At 62.2% G+C, this 16659-nt stretch carries 15 protein-coding genes; 7 read left to right on the top strand and 8 right to left on the bottom strand.

The features are described 5' to 3' along the window. Positions 1–6 precede the first annotated feature (6 nt). Genes AC1DK4_RS29015 through AC1DK4_RS29000 form a run of 4 tightly spaced genes read left to right on the top strand, consistent with a single transcriptional unit; the run spans position 7 to position 3179 of the window. Positions 7–183 carry a hypothetical protein gene (locus AC1DK4_RS29015; RefSeq protein WP_441620885.1) on the top strand — a complete coding sequence of 59 codons (177 nt, stop codon included), beginning with the start codon at positions 7–9 and terminating at the stop codon, positions 181–183. Continuing rightward, a complete protein-coding gene (locus AC1DK4_RS29010; protein ID WP_441620887.1) occupies positions 180–764 on the top strand; it encodes a cupredoxin domain-containing protein in 585 nt (194 codons plus the stop codon). The genes AC1DK4_RS29015 and AC1DK4_RS29010 overlap by 4 nt, the downstream gene beginning before the upstream one ends. Continuing rightward, positions 751–2370, top strand: coding sequence for a cbb3-type cytochrome c oxidase subunit I (locus AC1DK4_RS29005; protein ID WP_441620889.1), 1620 nt, complete (start codon positions 751–753; stop codon positions 2368–2370). The genes AC1DK4_RS29010 and AC1DK4_RS29005 overlap by 14 nt, the downstream gene beginning before the upstream one ends. Then, entirely contained in the window at positions 2367–3179 is an 813-nt protein-coding gene (locus AC1DK4_RS29000) for a c-type cytochrome (protein WP_441620891.1), read from the top strand. Before AC1DK4_RS29005 ends, AC1DK4_RS29000 begins: the two co-directional genes overlap by 4 nt. Before the next feature lie 157 nt (positions 3180–3336). On the opposite strand, the gene AC1DK4_RS28995 is transcribed toward AC1DK4_RS29000, so the two are convergent. Beyond that, positions 3337–3459, bottom strand: a complete 123-nt coding sequence (locus tag AC1DK4_RS28995) for a cold-shock protein (RefSeq protein WP_441620893.1) — start codon at positions 3457–3459, stop codon at positions 3337–3339. Between the two features lie 16 nt (positions 3460–3475). Then, positions 3476–3817 (bottom strand): hypothetical protein, encoded by a 342-nt coding sequence (locus AC1DK4_RS28990; RefSeq protein ID WP_441620895.1) that lies wholly within the window; start codon positions 3815–3817, stop codon positions 3476–3478. Positions 3818–4437: 620 nt separating this feature from the next. Between AC1DK4_RS28990 and AC1DK4_RS28985 the strand changes: the two genes are divergently transcribed. Then, positions 4438–5667: a radical SAM protein gene (locus tag AC1DK4_RS28985; RefSeq protein WP_477131932.1), complete on the top strand. Its 1230-nt coding sequence runs from the start codon at positions 4438–4440 to the stop codon at positions 5665–5667. Between the two features lie 507 nt (positions 5668–6174). Here the strand turns inward: AC1DK4_RS28985 and AC1DK4_RS28980 are convergent. From AC1DK4_RS28980 to AC1DK4_RS28955, 6 genes are all read right to left on the bottom strand, one after another. After that, a complete protein-coding gene (locus tag AC1DK4_RS28980; protein ID WP_441620899.1) occupies positions 6175–8817 on the bottom strand; it encodes a bifunctional diguanylate cyclase/phosphodiesterase in 2643 nt (880 codons plus the stop codon). 431 nt (positions 8818–9248) lie between these two features. Next, positions 9249–10205: a 2-hydroxyacid dehydrogenase gene (locus AC1DK4_RS28975; protein WP_441620901.1), complete on the bottom strand. Its 957-nt coding sequence runs from the start codon at positions 10203–10205 to the stop codon at positions 9249–9251. Positions 10206–10284: 79 nt separating this feature from the next. Continuing rightward, positions 10285–10746: a type II 3-dehydroquinate dehydratase gene (locus AC1DK4_RS28970; protein WP_441620903.1), complete on the bottom strand. Its 462-nt coding sequence runs from the start codon at positions 10744–10746 to the stop codon at positions 10285–10287. Positions 10747–10765: 19 nt separating this feature from the next. Continuing rightward, positions 10766–11386, bottom strand: a complete 621-nt coding sequence (locus AC1DK4_RS28965) for a glutathione S-transferase (RefSeq protein ID WP_441620905.1) — start codon at positions 11384–11386, stop codon at positions 10766–10768. Positions 11387–11402: 16 nt separating this feature from the next. Further along, positions 11403–12401, bottom strand: a complete 999-nt coding sequence (locus AC1DK4_RS28960) for an NAD(P)H-quinone oxidoreductase (RefSeq protein ID WP_441620907.1) — start codon at positions 12399–12401, stop codon at positions 11403–11405. A 72-nt stretch (positions 12402–12473) separates the two neighbouring features. Then, the gene (locus AC1DK4_RS28955) at positions 12474–13622 is read right to left on the bottom strand and encodes an ABC transporter ATP-binding protein (RefSeq protein WP_441620909.1); all 1149 of its coding nucleotides are present in this window, start codon (positions 13620–13622) and stop codon (positions 12474–12476) included. Positions 13623–14038: 416 nt separating this feature from the next. Between AC1DK4_RS28955 and AC1DK4_RS28950 the strand changes: the two genes are divergently transcribed. Both AC1DK4_RS28950 and AC1DK4_RS28945 read left to right on the top strand, forming a co-directional pair. Further along, a complete protein-coding gene (locus AC1DK4_RS28950; RefSeq protein ID WP_441620911.1) occupies positions 14039–15292 on the top strand; it encodes a flavin-containing monooxygenase in 1254 nt (417 codons plus the stop codon). Between the two features lie 108 nt (positions 15293–15400). Next, positions 15401–16543: an alpha-hydroxy acid oxidase gene (locus AC1DK4_RS28945; RefSeq protein ID WP_441620913.1), complete on the top strand. Its 1143-nt coding sequence runs from the start codon at positions 15401–15403 to the stop codon at positions 16541–16543. The last annotated feature ends 116 nt before the right edge of the window (positions 16544–16659 follow it).

Genomic DNA, 16659 nt, shown 5'->3' with positions numbered 1-16659 from the left:
AAAGTGATGGCCGATCCCATTGAGAGTGAGGAAGCGAGACAACTGGACGTGGAAGTCGCTCGGATCGTCAGCCGCGGCCCGTCGGGGACGTTTGCGATAGCCGGCGTCGCGACCGCCATCGTGATTGCCATCTATTTCGGCTTCTATCTGTTTGTCTATCTGCCGCGAGGCGTGGTTCAGTGAGCGCCGATACCAACTCCCCGGCAAACGACGGCAGCCACCACGCGGAATTTGTCGCCGTCGCGGCAGAACGCCGCTGGGCCATCGTCGTTGGGATCATCATCGCCTCCCTGGTGGCAGTGATGATCATCACCAGCCTTCACTGGGCGGCCATGCCGCCGTCCAGGGTAGAGACCATCGACGTGAAGACCTTGCACATCCGGGGCGAATTCGTTGAAAGCAACTTGGGCACCGCAATGGACAATGACGGCAAGGTGATCGTCCGCGTCGTAGCCCAGCAGTACTCTTTCGTGCCGCAATGCATCGTCGTACCCGCAGACGTGCCCATTACCTTCCGTGCCACCAGCACCGACGTCGTACACGGCTTTATCGTCGGAACAACCAATGCCAACACGATGCTGATCCCGGGTTTCGTGTCGACGTTCACCACCAGGTTTCGCACTACGGGCGAGCAATTGATGCCGTGCCATGAATACTGCGGCACCGGACATGAAGCCATGTGGGGTCGCGTACAAGTGCTAGCGCGCGACGAGTTTCTCGCCAAGACGCGTACAGAAGAAAGGCTGACCTGTGTTCCTCGCTAGAAGACTCGTGCTGGCCCATTTCTGGGTCGCCTTCGTCGCCTTCCTCGGCGCGATCCTGCTTGGCGAATGGCAGATGTACATTCGCAGCCCGCTGCATGCGTGGATCAACAACCCGGAGCACTACTATCGATCGGTGACGGCACACGGCACCGTGATGGCTTACGTGCTGCCCACACTGGTAGCCATGGGCTTCGGCTATGCCATCACGGAACTTGCGCTGAAAAGGCCATTGATCGGCGTGCGATGGGCCTGGGGCGGCTTTTGGCTGGTGGTGGGCGGCACCGCGATGGCAGCCGTCACCATGGCGATTGGCAAGGCGTCGATCCTGTACACGTTCTACCCGCCCATGATTGGAAGCCCGTTCTACTATCTTGGCGTCGTGCTGGTGGTCGTGGGCTCCTGGATCTGGGTTGCGCTGATGGCCATCAACCTGAGGGCGTGGAAGAAAGACAATCCCGGCGCAACTGTTCCGCTGGCGATGTTTGGTAACGTCGCGGGTGCCTACCTGTGGGCCTGGACGTCGCTGGGCGCCGCCATCGAAGTGCTCGTGCTAATCCTTCCCGCATCGCTTGGCCTGACCGACACCATCAACGCGGGCCTGGCGCGGGTCTTTTTCTCGTGGACCCTGCATGCCATCGTCTACTTCTGGCTGATGCCGGCGTATATCGCGTTCTATACGATCGTGCCACGTGCGATTGGAGGAAGGCTGTATAGCGATACGATGGCGCGCGTCGCATTCGTCCTCTTCCTGGTGTTCTCGATGCCCATCGGTATCCACCATCTGTTCGCCGACCCACAAGTGGGTGCCGGGTTCAAGTTTGTGCACGCGGCGATGACCGCCATGGTGTCCGTGCCGACGCTGTTGACCGTGTTCACCATCGTCGCGTCGGTCGAGATTGCCGGAAGGCTGCGTGGCGGCAAAGGGCCGTTCGGCTGGGTCAAGGCGCTGCCTTGGGACAACCCCGTGATGTTGGCGGTGACCTTCTCCTTCATCATGCTTGGCTTCGGCGGTGCGGGGGGCCTGATCAACATGAGCTACCAGCTCAACGAGACCATCCACAACACGCAGTGGGTCACCGGCCACTTTCATCTCATCTTTGCCGGGGCAATCGTCATCATGTACATGGTGGTCGCGTATGACCTATGGCCACAACTGACGCAATGCGAACCGCTGTCAACAGGAATCATGAAGTTGCAACTGTGGCTATGGTTCGTTGGCATGCTAGTGTTGTCGCTGCCATGGCACCTGGTGGGGCTGCTTGGCATGCCGCGACGCATGGCTTACTACGACTACACGCATCCGGCTATCCACCCGCAAGCGTGGACAGTGACAGCATCGGCAGCGGGTGGCTTGTTGCTTGTCATTTCCGCATTTCTCTTTATCTTCGTCCTGGCGCGCGCGCGCAAAGGCACGGCAGGTCCCGCGCCCTATAGCTTCAGCGAGCCTGTCCACGCAGGCGCTCCGGCGCCGGTGGCATTGAACGGATTTGGCCTGTGGGTGGCGATGATGATCAGCCTCACCGTCGTCAACTACGGATACCCCATCGTGCAACTGGCGTCCCTGAAGGAAGCATCCGTGCCGGTGGTACCAATCGGGAGCCGATGATGCACGAAGGCGGCATGTATGCATGGCGCAACCCGTGGTTCCGTTGGAGCGTGGTGTTCCTTTCGGCCTTGACCGTCCTGTCGATACTCGTAGGCTTCGTGTGGCTGCCGTCCGTCCATGGCGACTTCACCGCCCAGGGAATCTGGGCCAGCATTTGCCGCGCGGCCGGCGTACCCGCCGCCTGGAGCAGCGGAGCAGCCGTGAAGGACGGACCCGGCTCGTCCAATGTCGTGCTCGAGCGCGACATGGCGCGGGCCGCCCCCAGCGATTCGATCGGCCGGGGCGCAACGCTCGCACTCAACTGCACCATGTGCCATGGCGCGCAAGGCATGAGCATCTCGAACGCGCCCAATCTTGCCGGGCAGTATCCCGAGGTGGTCATCAAGCAATTGCATGACTACAAGAGCGGCAAGCGCGCAAGTCCGATCATGGAGGCTCTGGCAACGCGTCTGCCCGACAAGGACATCGAAGACCTGGCCGCTTACTTTGCTTCCCTGCCCAAGGCAAGAACCTCCCCGACTACCTACGACGAGTCGCTCCCGTCGCTGGTCCGCGTCGGGGACCCGATGCGCAATATAGCGCCATGCATTTCCTGCCACGGCGGCGTCGACCAGAAGCTGGGCGCCCCGTGGCTGGAAGGCATGCCAAAGGAATACCTGGTAGGGCAACTCAAGGCCTTCGCGCAAGGCAATCGCCACAACGATCCAGAAGCACAGATGCGTAACATGGTGCGGGGGATGAGCGCGCAGGAGATGGAAGAGGTGTCGGCCTTTTACGCCCGCAAAGCAAGTCCGGTGGAAGGAAGATAGCTAGGCAGCTAGAGCCGAGGCGACGATCGTGAGCAGGGCCAGCAAACCCCTGAGGGATTCCGCTGCGAGTTGCCGTGCTACCCTACTCCAGACCCACAGCGGACCACGCATGGGCCCGATCTCTGCCCTGACAGGATGCGTTTGCGGCGCGGAAAATTCACGGCGGTTTGATGTTCGCTGCCTGTTTCCCCTTGGGACCTTGCTTGACTTCAAAACTGACCTTCTGGACCTCCTGAAGCGATTTGAAGCCGTTTCCCTGAACCTCGGAGACGAATACCATGACGCGATGAGCGCGCTTACGGGTTCACGTCCAGCGATACGCCGGCGCAGCGAATCACGCGCAGGTAGGCGACCGTATCCCCGACTGCGGCGGTGGCCTGCTCCGCAAGCGTCCATATGCGCGCAGACTTTTCGGCGCACGCCATCATCGTCTCGAGAGCATCCGAATCTGCAAACCCGTGAGCTGCCGCTGCCCCGAGTACGGCATCGAGAACGCGTCGGGCCGCAACTCGGGCAGCGATCGGCGCCATGGGAGCCCGATACGCAAGAAAGCCTGCCATCAGCAAAAATTCGGCCGGGCTAATGTGCTGGCCATTGCCAACAGGAACACCGTCCGTATCGACTCGATCTTGCGTCATGCATCGCCTCCCTCTTTGGAGCACTTAGCGCTGTGATCGCGCGGATCCGTGCATTCCGTAGCGGATTCGACGATGTGCCCGGTGCTGCACGCGGCTCCGGACGCCGCTTGATGCCTGAGGTGACGCCGCGGGCCGCGCAGAGTTAGTCTAGTACAGGATGAATCGCCAATGCCGGCAAACGCGGCGTCCGATCGCCGCGGGTGTTGCCTCTTAGGTGTGTGTTTCGGTAAGCTGGGCATCGACAGGCATCGACACCGGGTTTATACGACCTTCCACCTTCAACGTGATCGCGCTTTAACGACCGACGGTGAAAAGGCCAATTTTTCGCCATGCCGAGACCCCAAGTCGTAGTATTCTTGATCCGCCTCCTGCTCCCCAGCGATAGCCGCTGCCTCGCTACCCGGGTGAACTGTCGTGCTGCTCTGAAACGATGATGATGAGGCGAATCGCTGCGCTCCCGTTCCCATAGGCCCACAGGAGAGGACGACGTCCAAAGCAACTATCCAGTAATTGTCATCTTTTTGAAGGCTTCGAAACACTTCGCGAACATCGCCGATGCCTGGCGAGTCCGTGCGGGTGACTGATCCCGGCCACGCCGACTATTCTCTTCGAGGGCATTAATGAAAACGCTGTTTCTCCAGGCACCTTCATTTGAAGGCTTCGATGGCGGAGCGGGCTCACGCTTCCAGACGAAGCGCGAGATTCGATCATTCTGGTATCCGACGTGGCTCGTCCAGCCCGCTGCGCTGGTCGAGGATAGCCGCGTCGTGGATGCTCCCGCAGATGGCCTGTCGCTGGACACGACACTCGACATTGCTCAGGAATACGAACTGATCATCATTCACACGAGCTCTCCATCGTTCCAGAGTGACGTTCAATTCGCAGAGCACTTAAAACGGCGCAAGCCCCCGATCCTCATTGGGATGATCGGGGCAAAAGTCGCCGTCGATCCTCACGGCTCACTGACCGCGAGCGACGCACTCGACTTCGTGTGCCGTGAAGAATTCGACTTCACTTGTCGCGAGATCGCGCAGGGCCTCCCGTTCGAATCGATTCTAGGTCTGAGCTATCGTCTGCCCGACGGCGGGATCATGCACAACGACGCCCGACCCATTCTCGAAGACATGGACCAGTTACCGTTCGTTTCGCCCATCTATAAGCGCGACCTGACACCGGAGAACTACTTCAGCGGCTACCTCAAACATCCGTATCTGTCGCTCTACACGGGGCGAGGCTGCAAATCCAGGTGCACCTTTTGCCTCTGGTCGTGCAACGCAAAGGCGAACGTGCCCTATTCAACACTTAAGGTGATGAAAGAAAATGGGTTGCGGCTCTTGCTGGTCGGGTACGAATCCGGCGACGACCAGATTCTCGTGAACGTCAAGAAGGGCCTGCGGACCGATATGGCCCGCCGATTCAGTGACGATTGCCGCAAGCTCGGCATCAAGATCCACGGCACGTTCATTCTTGGGCTTCCCGGCGAGACGCACGAAACAATCCAGAAGACGATCAAATACGCGAAAGAGATCAATCCCCACACGATCCAGGTGTCACTCGCTGCGCCCTATCCGGGTACCGTCCTTCATAAGCAAGCGGTCGAAAACGGATGGTTGAATGAAGGCAAGGTCATCGCCCTCATCAATTCGGCAGGCACCCAGGCTTCCACTATCGGCTATCCGCACCTGTCGCGCGAAGAGATCTACCTTGGCGTTGAGGAGTTCTACAAGCGCTTTTATTTCAGACCAACCAAGATCTGGGAAATCGTCCGCGAAATGCTGGTGAGTTGGGAGATGATGAAACGGCGCCTGCAGGAAGGCGTAGAGTTCTTCAGATATCTCCGTGCGCGCTAGGCATGAGGCCCGGTGCACCTTTCATCACAACGGCGTCGCGCGCCCCCATGGGCCTCGACTCTGGCGAGTCAGCACTCAGGGCTATCGCAACAACGATCGAGGTACATATAAAAATACGACGGCTACCGGCTGCTGGCCGCCACCGGCACGACGGCGCTCCAGGGATCAGCCGAAGGCATGACGCCCCGGCCTTAGGCGCGCCGACACCTACCGAAGGTGCTCAGTCAAACGGCCAATAGCGACGCTTCGTACACTCCATTACCATCCCATCTGCATGACTTTGATGGACGGCCCCGCCGCTGCCGTTCCCCCACATCCTGCACCAAGCAGCGGCGGTCTTTTTGCTTGCGGGAATCATCAACTACTTCTCATCGACGCTGCTCCTGACCTCGTGCTCGAGATCGGCCAGCCGCTCCCTGCTCCGCCGTGCGCTCAAGGGCAGGCCACCACCGCCGCCTCCAGCCTGATGCAGGCCCCCGACCAAGGCACCGAAGGACACCGCTCGCCTCAGGTCACGGCGCTCACGAAGGCCTCGAACGCGCTGGCCTCCACCGGCGGACAGAAGAAGTGGCCTTGCCCGTAGTCGCAGCCGGCAGCCAGCAGGATGTCGCGCTGCGACTCGGTCTCGACGCCCTCGGCAATCACGCGGATGCGCAGAGCATGCGCCATGCTGATGATGGCGCGGCACAAGGCCACGTCGTCCGGGCCGCGCGTCAGCGAGCGAATGAAGGACTGGTCGATCTTGATGTAGTCAATGTCCAAGCGCCGAAGGTACGACAAGGACGAGTAGCCGGTGCCGAAGTCGTCGAGCGCGATCTCCATGCCGGCTGCCTGGAAGCGGGAGAGCTGGTCCATGACATCGGCGTTCTGCTCCATCAGCGAGCCTTCGGTGATCTCGATGACGAGGCTGCCCACCGGCACGTTCCTGCGCTCGATCATGCTGGACCAGGACTCGGGCCCGCTCGCGGGCGCGCAGAACTCCACTGGTGATTTATTGACCGAGATCTGGAAGCCCTTGCCCAGCAGCACCTGCCAGCGCGCAAGCTGGTCCAGCGCTTCCGTCAGCACCCAGCGGCCGATGTCGATGATGAGGCCGGATTCCTCCGCAACGGCAATGAAATCGGCCGGGCGGATCGGCCCGCGCACCGGATGGTCCCAGCGGATCAGGGCCTCGGCCTTGCAGACCTTGCCCGTGCGCAGATTGACAATGGGCTGGTAGTGCAGCGCGAACTGCCCGGACACCAGGGCCGTGCGCAGGTCCTGCGTGATGCGCAGGCGCTCCCTCTCCGCCTGCAGCAGCGCCTGGGTGAAGACCTTCCAGCGATTGCGGCCCTCCTGCTTGGCGGCAAACATCGCCCGGTCGGCGCACACCAGCATGGCCTCGGCGTTATCGGCGTCCTTGGGGTAGGTCGCCACGCCGATGCTGGCAGACACCACCACCAGCTCGCCGGCCAGGCGGTAAGGCGCGGCAATCCCCTCCAGGATCGCCTGGGCAATATCCCCGACAACGCCGGCATCGCCCACCGCGGGCAGGATCACGGTGAACTCGTCGCCGGCCAGCCGCGCCACGGTATCCGACGCGCGCACCGATGCCGCAATGCGCCGCGCCGCCTCCAGCAGCAACAGGTCGCCCTGGTCGTGGCCGAGGGTATCGTTCACCTCCTTGAAGCGATCCAGGTCGATGAACAGCAGCGCCAGCACATCCTGCGTGCCGCGCGAACGCTCGATTTCCTGCTCCAGCCGGTCGAAGAACAGGCGGCGGTTGGGCAGATCCGTGAGCGCATCGAAATTCGCCTGGTGTCGGATGACTTCCTCCGCCTGGCGCTTCTCGGTCATGTCATGGATCAGCGCAACGCGGCGGCGCTCGCCGTACGCGTGGGCCAGGTAGGTATCCACGGTCAGGTAGGCGGGAAACTCGCTGCCGTCCTTGCGGCGGATCGAGAATTCGCCGCTCCATTTGCCCTTGGCTGCCACGGTGGCCCGCAGGCGTTCGACCAGCCCTGCCGCATTGCCTGCCCCGCCGACGCTATGGCCCGAGCGGCCCTTGATCTCCTCGACTGTAAAGCCGGTGGCGGCGGCAAAGGCCGGATTCACGTCGATGATGGTGCCATCGAGCGACGTCACCACCATGGCCTCGCTGCTGGACGAATAGACCAGCGAAGCCAGCCGCATCTCCTCCATATGGCGCCGCCGCTCCGCCATGGAGCGGCGCAGGCTGTAGTACAACAGGCCAAGCAGCAGCGTGGAAGCAATGGCACCGGCCAAGGCAACGCGGCGATAGACCTCGTAGGGCGCCAGCACCAGGCCGACCGACTCGCCCACCACGAAACTGAGCCCGAACTCCGGCACACGGTAATAGCCGAAGACCCGCTCCACGCCTTCGGAGCCCGACACCGCCCGATAACTACCAGACTGGGGCGACTCGCTGGCGAGGTACGGCCTGTTGCTGACCGCCCGTGCCAGCGTGCCCTCCAGGGCCGGCACGCGCGCAATGACCTGGCCGGAAGTCTTGATGACCGACGCCACCTCTCCATCGCGGTTAGTGAACGTCTGCGCAAAGCTGGCGAACTGTTCCGGACTGACCGAGACCACGATGACCCCGTCGAAGTTGCCCGCGCGCAGGATGGGGCGCGTGAACTGGATCGACCATTTGCGCGAGACCTTGCCCTTCACCGGGTCGCTGATGAACAGCATGTCGCGCCCGCCCGCGTTGTGATGGACCTGGAAATGCTCGCGCCCGCTCAGGTCGACCTTCTCGCCGGGCGCGGGCGGGGCGATGGACGAGTAGATGAGCCGGCCATGCTTGTCGATCACTGCCACCTGGAACGACAGGTCTACCACCAGGTTCTCCCGCTCACGCACCATGTCGATGAAGCCCGGCTGGCCGACCAGCCAACTGGCGCGCAGGTCGAGGAGGAACTCGGACAGCCGCAGGATGCTGGATTTCGAGTACGCGCCGAACGCCTGGGCCTGCGCCTGGGTACGCTCCGCGGCGTCGTGCAGCAAGCGGTCCCGCTCGCTCACGAGCTGAAACGCCGCGAACGCCCATGTTGCAATCAGCCACGCCGCTGCCCCCAGGTTCAACGGGGAAAAGACCTGGCGCAGGCGCTGCAGCGCCTTGCCATATCGGGTGGTCGAGCGTTCTGGCATCAAATGGGTATCGCAGCGCAGCGAAGAGTCGACATCGATAGCAGGCTAATCGAGGTCAGCGAACCCGACAAGTAGCAAGCACTCTAGTCCCGTGCTCACTGCGTGGAGACGAGCCGGCACGTGCCTAAAACGTCACGTCGTGGTCATGCCCCGCTCGACTCGCGGGTGGCCGGGCCGCGCTGGCGCCCCCCCCTGCTCGTCGTCCCGTTCTTGGCGCGGCCCTCCGCTTCCCTCCCACTACCGCGTCAGCGGTTTAGTACAAAGCAAATATCTGAAGCCTAAGATATTTACGAATCCCGGCCATCCCTCAATTCGGCTCGCGATCCGAGTTCCCTGCTTCGCCGTCTAGCCAGAACCGATTCGCTTTATTTTGATCGCGTCTCTCGTCCGTTCCACGCGTCCGGCGCATTGCGCCGGACGTAGTCCATACCTCAATATCCGCGTGCTGGATCGATGATGTTGTCCGGCGATTCGTCGGCGGAAACGCGAATAATATTCTCCGCAATCTGTCTTGCCGCGGATGACGGAATCGCCACCGAAGCCAGGTGGGGGGTGATCAGTACATTGGGCATGCTCCACAGCGGATCCCCGGCAGGCAAAGGTTCGCGCTCGAAAACGTCCAGGGTTGCCCCGCCGATGTGGCCGCTTTGGAGCAGGTCCGTGAGCGCCGCCTGATCGACCAGTGCGCCCCGCGCAACGTTGATGAAGGCCGCGCCTCGCGGCAGCCGCTCGAGTCGCGCCCGATCCAGGATGCCAGCCGTCTGCGGCGTGAGCGGCAGCATCACGACGACAATGTCCGCCTGTCCGAGCACGGTGTCGAGCGTTTCCAGTCCGGCAAAGCACTCCACGCCTTCGATCTGCGCCGGGCTGCGCGACCAGCCGATCACCTTGAACCCCTGGCGCTGCAGTTCGTGGGCCGCTTTCGCGCCCAGCTGACCGAGCCCCAGAACCGCCACGCGGATGTCTTCCGGAGAACGGGGATGACGGTAGGCCCACTCACCCCGCCGCTGCGCCTGCTCGAAGTACGGGATGTCCCGGGCGTGCCGCAGCACAGAGAACAGCACGTACCCCGCCATCATGCGAGCCATCTGCGGGTCCGTGAGCCGTGTGATCGGAATGCCTGGGGGAAGATCCTGCCGCTGGACCAGTGAATCCACCCCCGCCCCCAGATTGACGATCAGGCGCAGGTTCGTCATCCCGGCAAAAAAATTCTCCGGCGGCTTCCAGGCGAGCGCGTAGTGAATGTCGGCCGGCCGCGTGATGTCGCTGGAGTGAATGACTTTCAGATTCGGCAGCTGGGCCTGGAGCGCGCGCTTCCACGTGTCGAAATCGTCGAATGCGCTGTAGAAGGCCAGCGCGCCCGAGGGGGTGTCTTCAGAAATTGGCATCTTGGCAACTGCATTGAGGAAAATGGCAAGGACGGCAGCGAGAGTACACCTTGCTGCCGCTCCGCGTGCGCGTGGGAAATCAGACCGCTGCTCTGCCCTTCTGTACCAGCCGCGTGACGGCCTCGATGGCAAATTCGTAGCCGTCGCCGCCCAGCCCGGCGATCACGCCATCCGCAGCCTTGGAGATGTAGGAATGGTGGCGGAACGGCTCGCGCTTCCAGATGTTGCTCATATGGGTTTCGATGATCGGACCGGGGAAAGACAGCAAGGCATCGAGGATCGGAACCGACGAGTAGGTCAGGCCGGCCGCATTGATGATGATGCCGTCCGCCACGCCGCGCGCTTCCTGGATCCAGTCGACCAGTTGTCCCTCGTAGTTCGACTGCAAAAAGCGCAGGTCGGCATTCAGGGACTCGGCCTTTTGCTCGCATCGTGACTGCAGCACCGGAAAGCTGTCGCTGCCGTACGTCTTGTTGGCGTCCAGGCCATAAAGATTGGCATTGGGGCCGTTCAGGAACCAGATGGTGACCTTTTTGCTCATGTTCAAAGACCTCTGTATCTCAACCTTCGTGGGGGCGCGTGGCCTGCATGGCGGGCAGGCTTTGGAAAGTCTCATTCCAGCGTGCCGCGTTGCCGTATTGGGCGCGCCAATCGAATTCGGGAAACCGGAAGTCCAGATACCCCAGCGCGCAGCCGATGGTGATTTCACCGATAGTGGGCTGTTCTTCCACCAGGTCCGCTGCGATGGCGTCGATTGACTCGAGGCAGGCGCTGACTTTCGTCAGCAGCGCTTCGCGCCACGTGGGCCACTGGACTTCCTCGGGGCGCGCCGTCCGTTCGTAGCGTGCGAGCAGCGCGGCGTCGAGCAGGCCATCGCCGAGCGCCTGGCGGGTCAGGGCCGTCCACCGCGCGGGGCCGGAGGCGGGAAAGATGTCCGCGGCGCCTGCCCGGCTGGCCAGGTACTCGCAAATCACCCGACTGTCATAGATGGACCGGCCATTTTCCAGGATCAGCGTCGGGACCTTTGCGAGCGGGTTGTGGGCCGCGATGCGCGGGTCGCGCCGCACCGGATGGGCGGCGCTGTCCAGCAGCTCGATGTATTCGGCCTGCCCCGTCAGGTGTGCGCAGACCATGACCTTGCGCACGAATGGCGAGGTCGGAGCGAAAAGAAGTTTCAGCATGCTTTATTGACAGGCTCTAGGGGATCAGGACCAGCTTGCCGAAGACCTTGCCGCTCTCCAGCATCTGGTGGGACGCGACCGCCTCCGCGAGCGGAAAGGTGGCGTGGATGCGCGGCTTGACCCGTCCGCTCTTCAGCAGCGGGATGACATGGCGGGCAATGCTCTGAGCCATCCGGGTTTTCTCGTAATGGCTCTGGGGGCGCATGGTGGACGAGTGCAGGCTCACCTGGCGCTGCATCAGCGTCAGCAGTTCGACATTGACCGCCGAACCCTGCATGAAGGACAGGCTGACATGGCGGCCGCCGAAGGCCATGGCGGCAAGATTGCGGCGGACATAGTCGCCGCCTACGATATCGATTACCACGTCGACCCCGCGCCCCTCGGTGTACTTCAGGCAGGCCTCGGTGAAATCGGTAGTGGGCCAGCAGACCGTCGCATCGGCGCCCATGGCGCGCAATTCTGGAAAGCGGCTTTCGTCGTTGTCCGTGACGATGACGGTTGCGCCGGCGGCGTGCGCCATGCGGATTGCGAGCGTGCCGATACCGCCGGCTGCACCGTGGACCAGGACGGTTTCGCCCATGGCCAGGCGGCCCAACTCGAACAGGTTGTGCCACACGGTGAACAGCCCCTCGGGCAAGGCGGCTGCCTCGGCATCGGAAAGCGTGCCGGGCACGATGAAGGACTGATCGACCGGCGCCGTACACCACGGCGCATAGCCGCCGCCGGGCACCAGGCTCATCAGCCGCCGACCCATCAGCTGACTGTCCACACCGGGACCGCAGGCCACCACTTCGCCGCAGACTTCCAGGCCGAGCACGTCGGTGATGCCGGGCGCCGGCTTCGCGATACCTTGACGCTGCATGATGTCGGGCCGGTTGACGCCGGCGGCGAGCACGCGCAGCAGGACTTCGCCAGCACCGGGCTCGGGCATGGGGCGCTCGGCCAGCGTCAACACACTGGCGTCGCCGGGTTCACGGGCGATGATGGCTTGCATCGAGCGGGGGAGACTGGTCATGGGTGTGTTTTCTCAGGCTGCGTTGTCTGACGCGTTGTGTCATGCCTTCGCGGTGCGATCTTGCATCTATGCTTACGTCCGCTTCTGCGGACTGAAAATGCTGACGCCCTCGTCAGGCAGCGCAAGTCCCGCGACCGAGCCGATGGGCCATTGCTGCATGGCGCTCAGGCCCGCACTGCGCACCGTGACGACCTGACGCGCCGTCATCGGAATGTCCACGTCGATGAACGTATTGATGTGATCGCCCTGGTAGACGTGATTGATCACCGTGCCGCTCAACACCGATTCGGAATGCAGATTCTCAAGCTTGATGTGCTCCGGGCGCACGTACACGTCCAGCCTTTCCCCGTCGTGCGATGCGTCGGCCAGGCGGGCATGCGGGATGCTGATGAGCCCCGAGCCCAGGCGCAGTTGCACATCCGTTGCCGTCTGGCCGTGATAATGCCCCGGCAGGATGTTCACGTCGCCCAGGAAGGACGCCACGAACGGGTCTTTCGGGTTCTGATATAGATCGGCCGGCGACGCGATCTGCCGAATGATGCCGTTCGACATCACCGCGATCCGGTCGGACATGGCCAGCGCCTCGCCCTGGTCGTGGGTGACGAATACCGTGGTCAGGCCCAAGCGACGCTGGATTTCCCGGATCTCGACCTGCATGGAGCCGCGCAGGTTCTTGTCCAGGGCCGAGAAGGGCTCGTCCAGCAGCAGTACCTTGGGCTGGATCACCAGCGCCCGCGCCAGCGCCACGCGCTGCTGCTGGCCGCCCGAGAGTTCACGGGGCTTGCGGTGCCCGAGGCCGTCGAGCTTCACCAGGTCCATCACCTGCTTCACACGCTGTGCGATTTCGTCCTTGCCTACGCCCCGCATGCGCAGGCCATAGCCGATATTGCGCTCCACGGTCATGTGGGGAAAGAGCGCGTAGTTCTGGAAGACGATGCCGATCTGCCGCATGTGCGGCGGCTCGCAGGTCACCGGCTGACCATCGATGAAGATCTCGCCGGTGTCGGCTTCCGCAAAGCCGGCGATGAGGTTGAGGAGCGTCGTCTTGCCGCAGCCGGACGGGCCCAGCAGGGTGAGGAATTCCCCGCGTCGTATCTTCAGCGAGAGCTCATGCAGCACGGTGTGGTCGTGATACTTCTTGACCACCCGTTCCAGCCCGACGGCGGTATCGGGCTGAGCGTGGTGTTGCTGTGCGGCAGGCTCGGAGTTGGCTACGTTCATGGTTGTCCGGAGATTGAGGAGTATGCCGTGCTCCAGGCTTGGGTCCGACGACAGACATCGAGGCCGAGCTGGGACTGTTAAGCAGAATAAGGCAAACAGTAAGAATCGGGACTTTGCCGAAACTGATGCGGCGCCTCGGAAAAAACGAAATGCCCGTTTTCAGGCGCAGGCGGCGCGGATGCGATGGCCCGGAACGCCTTGTGGTGCGCGGGTGTGGTGCGGCGGTGCGGAACCCTTCGGCCGGCGCTTTACTTTTTCCTAAGTCATGAGTTTGAAAAACGTGATTTTCAAACGATGCGGGCTTCATCAAACTGGCCACTGTCGATGAGCGATGTCTCCAGGGCGCCAGTACGCCTTTCTGTCGATGCTTCCGTGCCGGGGCGACTGACCGGAGCGATTATTTTTAGGAAATTCAAATGTCAGTGGAAAAAATCAACACCGTGGTGGTCGGTGCTGGCCAGGCGGGCATCGCGATGAGTGAGCATCTCGCGCACATGGGTGTGCAGCATGTCGTGCTGGAACGCAGCCGAATCGCAGAGCGCTGGCGCTCGGAGCGTTGGGATTCTCTGGTCGCGAATGGACCAGCCTGGCATGACCGTTTTCCCGGGATGAAATTCGATGGCATTTCGCCGGAGACCTTTCCGCCGAAAGAGCGCATGGCCCAGTATTTCGAGAGCTACGCCGCCATGCTGAAGGCGCCGGTCCGTACCGGCGTGGAAGTCATGCGGGTAGAACGGCATCAAGGGCGTCCCGGCTTCAGGGTGACGACTTCCGATGGCACCATCGAGGCAGAAAACGTCGTTGCCGCAACCGGCCCGTTCCAGACGCCGGCCTATCCGAAGATCGTGCCTGAGAGCGAAAAAATCCAGCAACTGCATTCCTCGACCTACAAGAATCCGGGTCAATTGGCGAAAGGCGCGGTGCTCGTTGTGGGCGCGGGCGCTTCTGGCTCGCAGATCGCCGAAGAGCTGCGCCAGGCCGGCAGGACGGTTTATCTCTCGGTCGGCGAGCATTACCGCCCGCCGCGCGCGTACCGGGGACGTGACTACTGCTGGTGGCTGGGCGCCCTCGGGCTGTGGGATGAAGTGAGGATCCGGCCCAAGAAGGCGCACGTCGCTTTCGCCGTGAGCGGCTATGAAGGTGGCAAGACCGTCGATTTCCGCCGCCTCGCGCACGCAGGCATCAACCTGGTCGGTCTGACCCAATCCTACAAGGATGGCGTCATGACGTTCGAGCCAGGACTGCCCGAAAACGTCGCCGAAGGCGACCGCGCCTACTTCGACGTGCTGCGCGAAGCGGATGCCTATATCGAAGAGAATGGCCTGCCGTTTCCGCCGGAACCTGACGCCTGGGAGCTGCTGCCGGACCCGGATTGCCTCAAGAACCCGATCCTCGGCCTCGACCTGGCTGAAGCCGGCATCACCACGATTCTCTGGGCGACCGGTTTCAAGTTTGATTTCAACTGGCTGAACGTGAAGAATGCCTTCGACGACAAGGGCGATCCGTTCCACAAGCGCGGTATCTCCGCAGAAGGCGGCATCTATTTCCTGGGCCTGCCGAATCTGGTCAACCGGGCCTCGTCCTTCATCTATGGCGTCTGGCACGATGCGAAATACATCGCTGACCATATCGTGCTCCAGAACGGCTATATGACGTATGGGCGGTCTTGAGCCTGTTCTTGAGGCTGCACGGTGACCCGTCATTTGTAACGAGGTTGCACAGACGAGCTGCCGGATCGGGTGATCCGGCGGCTTTTTGTTTTTTTCAAGGGAGTTCCCATGGCCGAGATGACGTGCATTGAAGATCTGCGCAACCTGGCGAGAAAGCGCGTGCCGCGCATGTTCTATGACTATGTCGACGGCGGCTCATGGACCGAATATACCTACCGTGCCAACGAGGCGGATTTTCAGCGTATCGAATTCCGCCAGCGCGTGGCGATCGACATTACCGAGCGCAGCACCGCCAGCACCATGGTGGGTCAGCCGGTCAGCATGCCGGTGGCGATCGCGCCCACCGGATTGACCGGCATGCAGCACGCCAATGGAGAAATCCTGGCCGCGCGCGCGGCGAAGCAGCACGGCATCCCATTCACCTTGTCCACCATGAGCATCTGCTCGATTGAGGCGGTGGCGGAAGCCACCGGGCGCCATCCGTTCTGGTTCCAGCTGTATGTGCTGCGCGACCGGACATTTGTCGAAAGCCTGATCGACCGTGCCAAGAATGCCAATTGTTCGGCGCTCGTGGTCACGATGGACCTGCAGGTCTTCGGCCAGCGCCACAAGGACAAGAAAAACGGTCTGTCCACGCCGCCCAGGCCGACCCTGCGCAACCTTGTGAACATGGCGAGCAAGCCGCGCTGGTGCATGGGCATGCTGGGTACCGAACACCGTCAGTTCGGCAATATCGTCGGGCATGCCAAGGGCGTCGACAATATCGGGTCGCTGGTGGAGTGGACTCAGGCGCAGTTCGATCCGCGTCTGTCCTGGCAGGATGTCGAATGGATCAAGAAGCGGTGGGATGGGAAGCTGATCGTCAAGGGCATCCAGGACCCCGAGGATGCGCGACTGGCGGTGGAAAGCGGCGCCGATGCCATCATCGTGTCGAACCATGGCGGGCGCCAGCTGGACGGCGCCGCGTCATCGATCTCCACATTACCGCGCATCGTGGAAGCCGTCGGGGATCGGGTGGAAGTCCATATGGATGGCGGCATCCGCTCGGGCCAGGATGTGCTCAAGGCCGTCGCGCTCGGGGCGCGTGGCACGTATATCGGTCGCGCCATGATGTATGGCCTGGGCGCCCTCGGCGAGCAAGGCGTGAGCACGGCCTTGAACATCATTCAGAACGAGCTCGATCTCTCCATGGCGTTTTGCGGCAAGACGGATATCCAGTCGGTCGACCGCAGCATCCTGCTGACGAAGTAAGAGACGCTTTCAAAAAGACTCTGGCGTTCGGCTTTGCGTCATTGGGGTGGCCTTGCGGTACTACATGTACTGTCTGCTGCCGCGTGCCTAGCCAGAACCGCTTCGCTTTATTTTGA

This window comes from Cupriavidus sp. 05N38, assembly GCF_056397345.1.
The sequence above is the reverse complement of the archived record's forward strand: the minus strand, read 5'-3'. Positions and strand labels throughout refer to the sequence as shown.

Excerpts from the sequence above, each read along its gene's own strand:
- AC1DK4_RS28955 (WP_441620909.1), bottom strand. The coding sequence starts at position 13,622 with ATGAACGTAGCCAACTCCGAGCCTGCCGCACAGCAACACCACGCTCAG.
- AC1DK4_RS28995 (WP_441620893.1), bottom strand. The coding sequence starts at position 3,459 with ATGGTATTCGTCTCCGAGGTTCAGGGAAACGGCTTCAAATCGCTTCAG.
- AC1DK4_RS28945 (WP_441620913.1), top strand. The coding sequence starts at position 15,401 with ATGGCCGAGATGACGTGCATTGAAGATCTGCGCAACCTGGCGAGAAAG.
- AC1DK4_RS28985 (WP_477131932.1), top strand. The coding sequence starts at position 4,438 with ATGAAAACGCTGTTTCTCCAGGCACCTTCATTTGAAGGCTTCGATGGC.
- AC1DK4_RS28980 (WP_441620899.1), bottom strand. The coding sequence starts at position 8,817 with ATGCCAGAACGCTCGACCACCCGATATGGCAAGGCGCTGCAGCGCCTG.
- AC1DK4_RS28975 (WP_441620901.1), bottom strand. The coding sequence starts at position 10,205 with ATGCCAATTTCTGAAGACACCCCCTCGGGCGCGCTGGCCTTCTACAGC.
- AC1DK4_RS29015 (WP_441620885.1), top strand. The coding sequence starts at position 7 with ATGGCCGATCCCATTGAGAGTGAGGAAGCGAGACAACTGGACGTGGAA.
- AC1DK4_RS28950 (WP_441620911.1), top strand. The coding sequence starts at position 14,039 with ATGTCAGTGGAAAAAATCAACACCGTGGTGGTCGGTGCTGGCCAGGCG.
- AC1DK4_RS28960 (WP_441620907.1), bottom strand. The coding sequence starts at position 12,401 with ATGACCAGTCTCCCCCGCTCGATGCAAGCCATCATCGCCCGTGAACCC.
- AC1DK4_RS28990 (WP_441620895.1), bottom strand. The coding sequence starts at position 3,817 with ATGACGCAAGATCGAGTCGATACGGACGGTGTTCCTGTTGGCAATGGC.
- AC1DK4_RS28970 (WP_441620903.1), bottom strand. The coding sequence starts at position 10,746 with ATGAGCAAAAAGGTCACCATCTGGTTCCTGAACGGCCCCAATGCCAAT.
- AC1DK4_RS29000 (WP_441620891.1), top strand. The coding sequence starts at position 2,367 with ATGATGCACGAAGGCGGCATGTATGCATGGCGCAACCCGTGGTTCCGT.
- AC1DK4_RS28965 (WP_441620905.1), bottom strand. The coding sequence starts at position 11,386 with ATGCTGAAACTTCTTTTCGCTCCGACCTCGCCATTCGTGCGCAAGGTC.